At 41.5% G+C, this 12,567-nt stretch carries 11 protein-coding genes; 7 read left to right on the top strand and 4 right to left on the bottom strand.

Features of this window, described 5'->3' with window-relative positions; translation table 11 throughout:
- The first annotated feature begins 125 nt into the window (after positions 1–125).
- Positions 126–1,622 carry an HlyD family efflux transporter periplasmic adaptor subunit gene (locus ACFFAP_RS28865; RefSeq protein WP_375514449.1) on the top strand — a complete coding sequence of 499 codons (1,497 nt, stop codon included), beginning with the start codon at positions 126–128 and terminating at the stop codon, positions 1,620–1,622.
- A 189-nt stretch (positions 1,623–1,811) separates the two neighbouring features.
- On the opposite strand, the gene ACFFAP_RS28860 is transcribed toward ACFFAP_RS28865, so the two are convergent.
- Positions 1,812–2,408, bottom strand: a complete 597-nt coding sequence (locus ACFFAP_RS28860; RefSeq protein ID WP_118168372.1) for a glyoxalase-like domain protein — start codon at positions 2,406–2,408, stop codon at positions 1,812–1,814.
- Positions 2,409–2,604: 196 nt separating this feature from the next.
- Here ACFFAP_RS28860 and ACFFAP_RS28855 point away from each other — a divergent pair, with 196 nt between their 5' ends.
- Positions 2,605–3,234, top strand: coding sequence for a sigma-70 family RNA polymerase sigma factor (locus ACFFAP_RS28855; RefSeq protein ID WP_375514448.1), 630 nt, complete (start codon positions 2,605–2,607; stop codon positions 3,232–3,234).
- A gap of 97 nt (positions 3,235–3,331) precedes the next feature.
- Positions 3,332–4,411, top strand: a complete 1,080-nt coding sequence (locus tag ACFFAP_RS28850) for a tetratricopeptide repeat protein (protein WP_375514447.1) — start codon at positions 3,332–3,334, stop codon at positions 4,409–4,411.
- Between the two features lie 132 nt (positions 4,412–4,543).
- On the opposite strand, the gene ACFFAP_RS28845 is transcribed toward ACFFAP_RS28850, so the two are convergent.
- From ACFFAP_RS28845 to ACFFAP_RS28835, 3 genes are all read right to left on the bottom strand, one after another.
- Positions 4,544–5,269, bottom strand: a complete 726-nt coding sequence (locus ACFFAP_RS28845) for a hypothetical protein (protein ID WP_375514446.1) — start codon at positions 5,267–5,269, stop codon at positions 4,544–4,546.
- A 344-nt stretch (positions 5,270–5,613) separates the two neighbouring features.
- Positions 5,614–7,149: a sensor histidine kinase gene (locus tag ACFFAP_RS28840; protein ID WP_375514445.1), complete on the bottom strand. Its 1,536-nt coding sequence runs from the start codon at positions 7,147–7,149 to the stop codon at positions 5,614–5,616.
- 558 nt (positions 7,150–7,707) lie between these two features.
- A complete protein-coding gene (locus tag ACFFAP_RS28835; RefSeq protein ID WP_375514444.1) occupies positions 7,708–7,935 on the bottom strand; it encodes a hypothetical protein in 228 nt (75 codons plus the stop codon).
- A 23-nt stretch (positions 7,936–7,958) separates the two neighbouring features.
- Between ACFFAP_RS28835 and ACFFAP_RS28830 the strand changes: the two genes are divergently transcribed.
- From ACFFAP_RS28830 to ppk1, 4 genes are all read left to right on the top strand, one after another.
- Positions 7,959–8,444, top strand: a complete 486-nt coding sequence (locus ACFFAP_RS28830) for a hypothetical protein (RefSeq protein WP_375514443.1) — start codon at positions 7,959–7,961, stop codon at positions 8,442–8,444.
- Positions 8,432–9,127: a hypothetical protein gene (locus ACFFAP_RS28825; RefSeq protein ID WP_375514442.1), complete on the top strand. Its 696-nt coding sequence runs from the start codon at positions 8,432–8,434 to the stop codon at positions 9,125–9,127. Before ACFFAP_RS28830 ends, ACFFAP_RS28825 begins: the two co-directional genes overlap by 13 nt.
- The gene (locus ACFFAP_RS28820) at positions 9,072–10,124 is read left to right on the top strand and encodes a collagen binding domain-containing protein (protein ID WP_375514441.1); all 1,053 of its coding nucleotides are present in this window, start codon (positions 9,072–9,074) and stop codon (positions 10,122–10,124) included. Before ACFFAP_RS28825 ends, ACFFAP_RS28820 begins: the two co-directional genes overlap by 56 nt.
- Before the next feature lie 160 nt (positions 10,125–10,284).
- Entirely contained in the window at positions 10,285–12,465 is a 2,181-nt protein-coding gene (gene ppk1, locus ACFFAP_RS28815) for a polyphosphate kinase 1 (protein WP_375514440.1), read from the top strand.
- The last annotated feature ends 102 nt before the right edge of the window (positions 12,466–12,567 follow it).

The following is a 12,567-nucleotide window of genomic DNA, read 5'->3' as shown; positions in this document are numbered from 1 at the left end:
TTATTTACGTGCCCTCTGTACTAGGAAGAGTTTTCCTAATACCCAATTACCGATAATCTAAAATCCAATACCCAATCCCCAAATTAGCGATAATCTAAAATCCAAAATCTAAAATCTAAAATTCTATGAAATCTTCCCTAGCTGTAAATGCTGCTCAAGCACGTCAGACAAAAGAGCGATTCGCCCAACCAGAGGAACAACTCACCTATGAATTGGGGAAGGCGGTACAGCAATTGCCGCCACTGTATACGAGATTATTAGCGGGAACGATGAGCATCATCGTATTTGGAGCGATCGCCTGGGCGTACTTCTCGCAAATAGATGAAGTAGCAACAGCACCAGGGGAATTAATTGCTTCTACGCAGGTAAGACCGGTGACATCCTTGGGTGGGGGGTCAATTGTTGCTGTTAAAGTGCGAGAAGGCGATCGTGTTACTAAAGGTCAAATTCTGGTTCAAAAAGATCCAGACTTGCAAATAAGCGATGTTTCCCGCCTAGCCAAATCTTCCAGATTGATTCAGGACGATTTGCAACGTTTGGATACAGAACGCACCGGAGGCAAAGCTACTGGGACGAAACTGCAAGATGAACTTTTAAGCTCCCGCCTGCAAGACTTCCAAGCGCGTCAAGCAGGGGCGGAAGCAGAAGCAAATCGCCAAATAGCACTTATAGATCAAGCCAAAGTCCGTTTGACTCGGTTGCAAGACAACTTAGTTAATGCCAAAAGCAGCGTTACCAATGCTAAAACCAACCTTGCCAACGCAGATAGCATCCGAATAAAAATTGAAAGTAATTTGGCACTTGCAGAACAAAGGGAAAAAAGTCTACGCACCCTAGTTACTCCTGGTGCTGTACCTCGTGTCGATTACTTGGATGCCCAAGAAAGATTAACTCGTGCAAAGACAGAAATCACTAGAGCGCAAGATGAAGTGACTAACGCCCAGAATAAAATCACAGAGGCTCAAGATAAAGTCACGTCATTAGAAAAAGATATTGCTGCCCAAGTCCAAGAAATTCGCCAAGCAGAACAAGCTTACAATGCTGCACGCAGTCAGGCCCAGCGTGTAGCATCAGAACGCCAGAGTGAAATTTTGACCCAGTTCAACAAGCGTAAAGAAGAACTGACAACTGTTCAAGGTCAATTAGAGCAAGCGAGGAAGCAGCAAGCTTTAGAAACGATTGAGGCTCCTGTTGCCGGTACAATTTACAGAGTTAAAGCCACCAAGGGGCCAGTGCAATCAGGTGAAGAATTGCTGTCAATTTTGCCAGAAGGGGAAGAAATGCTCCTAGAAGTGAAAGTTCTCAACCGCGATATTGGCTTTATTCGTCAAGGAATGAAGGCAAAAGTGAAAATGGCGACTTTCCCCTTCCAGGAATTTGGCACTGTGAATGGGGAAGTTATGCAAGTCAGTCCGAATGCAATTGTTGATAAAGAATTAGGCTTAGTTTTTCCCACCAGAATTAAGCTAAGTAAACACTCAGTTAACGTGCGGGGTCAAGAAGTAGAATTTACACCAGGTATGTCTGCTTCAGGTGAAATTGTCACTCGTAAAAAGTCAATTTTGACATTCATCACTGAGCCTGTGACGCGGCGGTTCAGTGAGGCATTTTCAGTTAGGTAGGTTTGTAGTGAGCGATTCATCGCTCATCGCAAGGTTTATCAGGACTAAAGTCCTCTTTACGAGACGGACTCGCGAACACTACAAACTTTGATTTATTTACAACTAGCTCCTTAAAAAATATTGGGTGATGCGATGCCAAAGGCGGCAAGCTATGCACCACCCAACCTAAAATAATCTAAAATGTAACGACTAATTCGCTACTTCAGCCACCTCAATAACCCGCCCTTCATAATCCTTGACCAAAAAATTCAGGGGCTTCTGGTTGCGAATCTTGAATTTCAAACCGCGCACTTCGACTCGCATTAAAATCATTTCCAGGCAGTCGTGATCAAAGCAAACGTGGCGTTGCTGATTTTTGCTACCTAAACTCGCGCCAGTAATCACATGTAGCTGGGTGTTTTTCTTCAATTGATACCACAGCCCATCGTTGGCATTATTCATCATTTTGCTAGACAAGCTCGGCCCAGTAGACATATATAGTGGATCAATGCCAGTTGTGCCGATAGTTTGTTCGTAATTGTAGTAGTAGTGCAATGGCACCTCAGCTGCTGGCAAATCTAGCAGCCCTTCATACAACTGTCGGGCAATCTCCAAATCCGACACCATTACCGTGTGTACTTTTGGGGCACTGGTGAGGAACATCCACATTGCGCCAGCGTAAGCTGCTAGCAGCATCACCATAATGCCTTGAGTGGAGAATAAGCTATCTAAGGGCAGGGAAGGCAGAAAGGAGCCTAAGGTAAGGGGACTGAGGAGGAACGATATCACACTAACTGCTATAACCATGAACAAATAAGGATTCTATAAGGGAGCCGATTTTATAATTGTCGATTAAGACTAAAATTAAGTCTTTGTTTCTAGTTTATCAATACTCAAGTAGTCTGAGTTTGCGCTACAAACTGGGCAACACCAAGATATTATGCGATTAACTAGCGGAGTGCAATTCCCAAAACTATTTTAACAACTATCCATTGAAAGGCTTATGCAAATCCCTCATTTTCCGGAAGCTAACCACCCCTTGGTGAAGTCGCTGTTCCATCACAGTGACCATGAACTACTGACTCTATTTCAGCGCAATCCAGATGCCGGAAAATATTTCACGGTGATTTTTTGCCGCTATAGTCCCATAGTGTATACCTTAATTCGGCATTCGGCGCGATCGCCTGTGCAGGCAGATTATCTGTTTGCCCTCACCTGGCGGCATATCTACTACGAACTCGGTGGACTAAATTTAACGGTCTCTGAATCAGGCGAGGAAACTTTAACCATGCAAAATTGGTTAATTAATATGACAGCTTTCTGTATTAATGAGATTAAAGTACCACCTACAGAAGCAATTCATTATTCTCTGCAAACGACTTCGCCGCCGCTATGGTGCTATGTACAACAGGCGTTAGATCAACTACCACCAGTTTTGCGATTAGTCGTGTTAATGGTTCAAACTTTCCACTGGAGCGAAACTAGAATCGCTGCCTATCTGCAAGCCGAAGGAGAAGCGATCGCACGTAATGAAGTAGCCAATTTCCTCCAGGAAGGCTATCGTATGCTAGAGGAAAAATTACCCACAGATATCCGCACTATATACTTTGGGGAAGATTTAGCGCAATCATAATTTAAGTGTAAATGCGTGTATTGTTTGTATTCAATTAAAAAATTAAAACTTTTTCTTAGACCTTCTACTTAAACCCGCAACTTTAGGGGTAATTTTTATGAAACAACGGCTTATATTTCCCAGGCAAAAGGTAGGGTTAATTTGTGTAGGTGCGATTTCTCGTCCCCAAATACTTTTACAGAGCTTTTTACTGTTTACTTTTTTGCTGAGTCCGGTAGCTGCGGGTGCAGTTGATATTACGCAACAACTCCATCGCCCTTTAAATAGTTCCGTTGGGCGAGAATCAAGAGATGAAGCAGATAGCTTGCTGAGTATCGGTGAACAACAATACGCTTCAGGATATGCCGATAAAACAATTACGTCTTCCTTGCGGGCGCTGGAACTATATCACTCAATTGGCGACCTGAAAGCACAAGGTCTAACTTACAATTTGCTTGCTAAGGCTTATGTGCAGCTAGGTAGTTTTCAAGAGGCGGAAGATGCGTTAAGAAGAGGATTAGTGATCGCTTGTGATACTAAAGACTTCCAATCTCAGATTTTTGTGCTAAATAATATTGGTACATTATTCTTGCAACAAAGAGAATTTGCTGCTGCTGGCAAAATAGTTGAAGATGCACTCGCAATTGCTCACGGTGTCAAAAATATTGAAGGAGAAGGACTATCTTTAAGTAATTTGGGTTTGGTAACTGCCAGGTTAGGAGATTGTAACAAGGCAATTAAATTGTATGAAAATGCTTTAATTTTCCGCCGTCAGACTGGCGATGCCATCGGTGAAGCAAATACCTTAAATAATTTAGGAGATGCTTACTTAGCATCTGGAAATTATCAGGATACTATTGGCAGTTATGGGGCAGCAATGCGGATAGCTAAAACTAACCGCGATCGCACTAATGAATTACGGGCAATTGACGGTTTAGTTACTGCTCACACTGCTGTCGGACGCTATGAACGCGCTTTTGATTTACTAGAGCAACGTTTAACACTCGCTAAAGAATTGCAAAATTTGCCAGAAGAATTAAAATCTTTTCAGTCTTACGCTCAGTTATACAAGCAACAAGGTAATTACCTAACTGCCCATAATTTTTACGAAAGGGCAATTATACTGGCGCGGACATTGGAAGACAGCAAGCAAGAAATGCAATTGTTGGATCAATTAACTAAAATGTTTCAACCGTGAATAGAAGTTTTGAGTTAGGAGTTATAAGTTAGTAGTAATTCTTTTGTAGGGTATGTTATGGCTTTAGCCTAACGCACTACCATATAACTAATAATTAACTCCTCACTCTTCACTTCTAACTCTTAACTATTTCTAATTCAAGAACACTGAACCGTTTCGTTCAATTCTCATAGCACTTCTACCCTGTGTTGCATTCGTGGCTTCGTTAAATCTAACTTCCAAACCTCCTGATTCTGAAGAGGGTTGTGGAGTTACTATCAACTGTCCACCATCTTCTCGTTCAAATGTCACTGTTACTGGTGCGTTTAGAGCTTGCAATGTTACAGATGACTTACCAGCTAGCGATCGCGGTGCCGTATCACCAATTACTTGGTAGGTTACCTTAGCCGCAGTGTCATTTACCAATGTGATATTAACTTTACCATTTGCTAGTGCGATCGTAGTGGTGGGGGTTTGCCGTGGTTGTAGTAGTTGTTGATCAGTAGAAACCGCCCCTGTTGCAGGCTGTTGAGTTTGATCGGCAGAAACTGGGCTTTGTGAGCTGACACCTGGTTCTGAAGCTTCACCACCTACACCCAATCTTGTTTGGTCTTGTGATGGGGTAGCAGGGACGGGAAGAAGCCCTTGAGCAGCTAGTCTTTGTGTTAGCGCATTGGGAGGACATCCCTGTGGCACCACAACCTGATTATTATGTGGTTCTTCGTAGAAAATTCTCGGGCAAGGGTTAACCTTGGGAGTAGATTGTTGTGCTACTGATTGTTGTGCTAGTGCTTGAGGAATTGCTGGCAGACTAATCAGTAATCCACCACAAACAACGCCAAATAACTCAGCAGACTTGCGAAAATTTTGATACTTCATATTATTTAGTGACTCCTAAAAAAACAGTAAAATATTTTCTTTTGAAAAATAAAAAAGCGAATTAAATTGAGGTTTAACTATCAGCCTGTACATATACTAATCTTAAACAATATATCTATTTTAGATATCTAACTATAGACTCGATAATAATCTCAAATTAGACAGAAATATTTCATTCATAAGGCTGAAGAAGCTAAATCATAGTGAGTAAATTCAAAATTTACTAAAAAAACTTAATCAGTGATGAATGATTTTAAATTCATCACTGCAACTGTTCTTATATAAAGTAGTTAATTTATTTCTTTTTCTACATCTATCACAGGAAACAAATATTTATTGCCGAATTAAGACTCAAGAGTTATTGGTAAAGTGACAGTGAACGTAGTGCCAATGTCTTGAGTGCTTTCAACTTGAATATGACCCTGGTGATGTTCGACAATAGCTTGAGCGATCGCTAATCCCAATCCTGAACCAGTAGCACAGGCTGTAGCTGTATTCCCAGTTGTATGAGTCCGTGCCGGATCTACCCGATAAAAGCGGTCAAATAAGCGTGGTAGTGCAACTGATGGAATTCCAACTCCGGTATCACTCACTTTAACTTGCAACTGGCCGCTGGTATAACGTAGTCCAGAAACGCGATTTATTCCCTCTATCCGCGCCAATTCCACTTTCACCCGTCCACCTGCTGGAGTGTAATGCAAGGCGTTGGCAATCAAATTTGTGAACAGCCGCACCAGTTGATCCCAATTGCCCACAAGGGTAAACCAATTTTCCAATAATTCGGGACTAGTTTCGCAGGCGGGAGGATCAACTAAGTCTAGAGAAAGAGCAATTTTTTTTTCAGGGACTAACAATTGTTGTTCTTCAACCACTTCGATCAGCAAGGCATCTAGCGGACAAGGTGAAAAAGTATCTTTGCTAATACCACTATCCTGTCGTGCTAGGAAGAGTAAGTCATTAACTAACTTACCCAAACGCTGCGTTAACCGTTCCACAACCTTTAATTGTTGTCGATACTGCAAAGAATTAGTCGTTTCTGTCTCTGCTAAATCCAAGTCAGCAAGAGCGACTTGCACATTAGTTTGAATCAAAGTAATGGGACTTCTAAGTTCGTGGGAAGCATCAGCAGTAAATTGTTTGAGGCGTTGATAAGACTCGCCTACAGGTTCCATCGCTTTACCCGAAAGAAACCAGCCACTTGCGCCCACAGAAAGCACCATTAACCCAATACCTAGCGCCAAATCAAAAATTAATTGGCGACTGGGTTTAGTGACTTCAAACCAGGGATGACTAACACGCAGATATCCTAATACTTGCCGCCCCATTTCCACCCGTTGGGTAACTTGCCGTAATAACAGTGGGGAGTTTGGAGTGGGGAGTGGGGAAGGTGGGGCCCCCTCTGGGGATAAGGGGTAATGGGGAGTAGGGAACGGGGAGTTAGGAGTGAGAAGTTTATCATCTTTGCCTTTTTCTTTCTCTGGCTTAACTACGCGCACAGTTTCACCAGTGCGGTTGGTATGAATCGGAATATTTAGGGGTTCGGATAGCGTTGACCAAAGTAATTCACCAGTCGGACTAAACCATTCTAGGTCGATGTGGTCATCTTCTACGGTATCGGTATTATCACGAAAACTGGCTTCTACATTAATGCGAAATTTATCTGCATCAGTATTAATTGGCTCAAATATCAGTGTAGACGCACAACGGCTGGTTGTTAGACAGCGCTCCACTATTTCCACTACATGGTTAAGGGTATCATCAATCCGTTCAATTAGTGTACTGCGGACGTATAAATAAACGCCACTGGCAAACAGTAGTAGTAATACAGCAGTGACAGCAGTATACCAAAGAGCGAGACGGCGACGGGTAGCTTGAAACATATTGCAATGCCGCGAAAAATGCTTTGGTTAAGCGAGTTAGCAAAGAAAAAACAGATATAGTATTATCGATTATTTTCCTTGAATATACTCTTAATCAGGATATTACCGCAAAAAGTTTTATACTAAAATTCTCTAAACAAATAATTTATTTTTTAACAGTTGACCTTAAAAATTAAGTACTTTTACGTAGATAGAATCTTTTACCTAAGAGTTAAATTTTATTTGCAGTGAAGTTTGAAAGAAAAATGCAAAAGAACATTAAAAATTTCATAGCAACAGCTAATACATAACTCTTTTGTGGATGAATCTATAAAGTTGTTACAAAATTTCTAAGTTGTTATAAAAAAATAAGCAACTTGGTATTTGCAAGAACTTTCTTATCTGGTACTTAAAATTGGGGGTCGATTAACACTAATAAACTTATTTGGCATTGATCTGAGTAATTTGCAGCCAGTATATGTGCTTGAGCTTTATAGAAAATAATAAATAACTATGGCAACTTATTCAGGATTCTCTGATCCAGTAAGTACGACAGCTACGGCTTTAGATACAACATCTTCATCTTATATTGGTGGTTCTCTCACTAGCACCGCCAGCATATTTCAAAATTCTCTTAGTAGCTCTGATACCCTCGATACTTATCGCACAACCGAAAAACTTATCTTCTGCAAAGCTACTAGATGCTAATACTAGGAATACAAACAAGATAATTGCAGGAGCGATCGCGCCACCAGAAACCCTAGCCGCAGAATTTTCTACATATAGATCACCAGAAAGCTTTGTCAATAAGCAACTTGTTAAAAAGCTAATTGTCCAAACCACAAAAAATTCAGCTTCTGGTGAGTCGCCCAGGGCAATATAGTACTCAAGCTACTGATCTCTTACCTGAAGCTTTACCTCCTAGCAGTGGTTTATCAAATTTCAGACAAGAGTTAAATTTTACTAATAATTCAGGGAATTCAGGCTGGCATAGTTCTACTCTTCTAGGAGGACGTTTAGCTGGTGGTGGGTGGCGTGTACGATTAGAGAACGATTTTATTAACCAGCCGGAGATTGCTGATTACTTTTTCTTTAAACGCTCAAATCAATTTCTCTATCAGATTGGTCGTCAACAAATCGGGTTACATCCCTTATTGTCATCTACTAATCTGACTGAATTCCAAATTGGTTACACCAATCTCCGCCCAAATAGGTTTAATGCAGACTATGGTGCAACTGAACTGTTATCCAGACAGTCTCAGCCGATACAAAGCTTTCGCGGCGTAGTTCCCTCCAGCAAGTTTTGTATCGGCTGAGAATTGGTGGAGTTATCGTTGCTCAACAGCAAGTAGGACTGACTGGACAATACGAATTTTCAGATGTCAATTTACCTACTGGTCAAACCAATGACATTGAACTGTTGGTTTTTGGCCGTAATAACCTAAATGTACCTACAGAAATTCGTTCTTTAAGACTGAGAGCTTCTGATTTATTGCTACCATCTGGCGGAACAACCCAGCTAGCAGGTTTTGGTTTAACTGGTAACTATATCCAGAAATCTTTATTTGATGATTTTAATAACAGGGACTCAGGTAAGCTTGCTGCATTTTATCAAGCGCGTCAGGGAATTTCTAATGATTTGACTCTGGAAGGTTCGGTACAAGTACTCCCTGATACAACACAAACACAAGCAGGTTTTATTTGGCGCTTAATAAATCCAGCAATTCTCGCTGCTAGTGTTGGCACTTCTCATGGTGAATTTGGCTATACAGCTAATTTAGATTTCCAGTTAAATCGCTTGGAAATTCTCGGTAATTCTGAATTATATCCCACGGGTTATTTATATAGTAATCAATCGCGCGATCGCTTTAACCATAGTGTAGAAGCTAAATATACTTTTAGTAATACTTTTAATCTGGGAGTCGTAGCTCGTAAGCGCCAATATGAGAAGACTTCGACTAGTTACATTTTGCCCACTTTTTCATTCAGTCCGTTTTAACTTATCTTTAAGAGGCGCACCTGATTTTGCCGGACGTTATTTATTCAACGCTTTTTATCAACCAACACAGAATAGCAGTCTGGGTTTTAGTATTGTAGATGATACCTATACAACAGACTTTGGCTATAACCTGAATAGAGAATATTTAGTATCATTGGGGACTGAATCTGGCGGTGAGTTGCCTACTCGTTTCACTGTGACCCTCAATCGTAATGCCAGTAACTTCTCAGACTTAAGTTGGCGCATTGGACTAGGATATAGAGATGGCGATATTGGGCCAGTAATTGGTGCTAGTATGCGTGTGTTACCAGGTTTATTCGCTAGAGTCGAATATCAGGGCATCCCTTCTAGGATTAAAAATGTTTTTGGTGGTATTGGTGAGGATCGCCTGTTTATCTCATTAGTATCAGATTTATCTTTTGCAGGTGGGAGAATGACTCCTTCGGAGTATACCTTGATTGGTAAAGATAAGGGTGCGATCGCTGGACGAATAGTCATAGAAGGAGCAAAAAAAGGTTTTAATTTAAGTGAATCTACTATCCAAGTGATCAACAAACAAGGTCAAAGCGTCGCTGGAACTGTAACTGACTCTCAAGGTAATTTCTTCGTAGGTAATTTGCCAGAAGGTCTATATGTAGTTCAATTTGACCCACAAGGATTGCCTCTGGAACTTACTGTGAAAAAAAGTACGATAGTCGCTAAGGTGGAAAGCTCTGCTGTGACTAAGTTAGATTTCCCTGTCAGAGTAGAATACGGTTTAGCAGGAAGAATTACAGATGCCGCAGGTAAGCCAATACCAGGAATAGAGGTAGAAGTTATCAATGCTGAGGGTAAAAGAATTTCTTCATCTGAAAGTGACGAATTTGGTCTTTATCGTCTAGATGCAGTTTTGCTTGGTAAGTACACATTGCGAATCCCGCCTCAAGATGGCATCACAAATAACAGTAACTTGCCCACACGGGAGATCACGATTGATAAAGATTTCCTCTACGACTAAAACCTACAATTGCCGTTTGCCACAACGAAAGAAACTAAGGACAAATGAAGTTCCCTTTTCCTACTCCGGGAAAAGCTGCTTCGCCTCTATGCACCATTTAACTTACTATGTTTATTGTCCCCCAGTTAAATGGGCTAATTCTGCCTGCCTTTAAGTCATTATGGCAAAATCGAAAAAAAGCGCCAATCCCATCAATTTAAACGATCCACAATATTATCTTAACCGAGAGTTAAGCTGGCTAGAATTTAATGCCAGGGTGTTACATGAAGCCTGTGACGATCGCACACCCCTTCTGGAACGCCTAAAGTTTTTGGGAATATTCAACTCTAATTTAGATGAGTTTTTCATGGTGCGCGTTGCTGGTTTAAAGCAACAAGTAGAGGCGAAAGTTAGCCTGTTAACTCCCGATGGTCGGACACCACAACAACAGTTAGACGATATTAGGTCTACCCTGACTCCCCAGGTCAAGAAACAGCACCAACATTTTGAGCAAGTACTTCGTCCTCTACTAGTAAATCACGGTATCCATCTCCTGGATTACATAGATTTGAATCAAAAACAACGGACTCATCTCAACAGTTATTTTGAGGAACAAGTCTTTCCAGTTTTGACTCCCCTGGCTGTTGACCCTAGTCATCCCTTTCCTTTTATTTCTAATCTCAGTCTAAATCTGGCTGTTGTAGTTAAAAACCCAGATACCGAAGAAGAATTCTTTGCCAGAGTTAAAGTCCCCAGTGTTCTCCCACGATTTTTACCGATACCGCCGGAGTTGGGAGATCAGAACAACGATAAACCTGCCCACTGGACTGGAGTACCTTTAGAACAAGCGATCGCTCATAACTTGGAATCTCTATTTCCAGGGATGAACATTCAAGAATATCATCCGTTCCGCATTACCCGTGATGCCGATTTGGTCTTAGAAGAAGATGAAGCAGATGATTTGTTGTTAGCGATCGAACAGGAACTGCGAAAACGGCGCTTGGGTGGAAGTCCAGTCCGGCTAGAAATTCAATCCCAGACTCCTGAAATAGTGCGATCGCGATTATTGCATGATTTAGAATTAACAGAAAGTGATCTCTACGAAGTAGACGGTCTTTTGGGACTGCGGGATTTGATGTATTTTATGTCTTTGCGATTGCCAGAACTCAAAGATCCACCACGCCAATCTGTTGTACCATTACGCCTGCAAAGACTCAGGGAACCGAGTTTAGACCCAGATACCCTGGAGACGGACGAAGGAAAAGACTTTTTTGCTGTGATTCGGGAAAAGGATTTGCTAGTACACCATCCTTATCAATCCTTTTCGGCTACAGTGGTGCGCTTTATTACCCATGCTGCTTACGATCCGAATGTGTTAGCCATCAAGATGACCCTTTACCGGACTTCTGGCGACTCGCCCATCGTCAACGCCTTAATTGCTGCCGCCGAAAATGGCAAGCAGATATCCGTACTGGTGGAATTAAAGGCACGATTTGATGAGGAGAATAATATTTACTGGGCAAAACGACTAGAAAGAGTGGGGGTTCATGTTGTCTATGGTTTAGTAGGGCTGAAAACCCATAGTAAAACCGTCATGGTGGTACGGCGGGAAAAAGACCGGATACGTCGCTACGTGCATATTGGCACAGGTAACTATAACCAGAAAACGGCACGGCTGTATACAGATTTGGGATTGTTTAGTTGCCGTGAAGAATTGGCTGCTGACATCACAGATTTATTTAATTTCTTAACAGGATACTCCCTGCAAAAATCTTATCGAGAGTTGCTGGTTGCGCCTGTGAATATGCGCGATCGCTTTTTAGCACTAATTCGCCGCGAAATCGAAAATGTTCAAAATGGATTTTCTGGACGCATTGTTGCCAAAATGAATGCCATAGTCGATCCAGAAATCATCGCCACTTTATATGAAGCTTCCCGCGCCGGAGTGCAAATCGACTTAATTATTAGGGGCGTTTGTTGTTTGCGCCCAGGACTCAAAGACATTAGTGAAAACATTCGCATCATTAGCATTGTCGGTCGCTTTTTAGAACACTCTCGGATTTATTATTTTCATAACAATACACAGGAGGAAATCTATATCGGCAGTGCCGACTGGATGCGCCGCAACTTAGATCGCCGAGTCGAAGTAATTACTCCAGTAAAAGACCCAGATATTGCTAAAGATTTGCAAGAAATTATGGGAATTATGCTCGCAGATAATCGCCAAGCGTGGGAATTACAAGGCGATGGCACTTATATTCAACGGCGTCCCTATGATGATTCTCCAGAAGCTAATTCACAAAAAATTCTCATGAATATGGCATTACGCTCAACTGGTGTAGCCTCAAACCTAATTGATTAAAAAATAACTTACTTCTACCTTGACAACTAACTCAACTTAGTTCTTTTTTTGGACTTTGGACAAAAAAGAAGTGTTCGCGTAAATTATCCGCGAACTTAAAAT

The sequence above is a fragment of the uncultured Nostoc sp. genome (assembly GCF_964245575.1).
Lineage (GTDB): Bacteria > Cyanobacteriota > Cyanobacteriia > Cyanobacteriales > Nostocaceae > Nostoc.
This window is presented reverse-complemented; position numbering and strand designations above follow the sequence as displayed.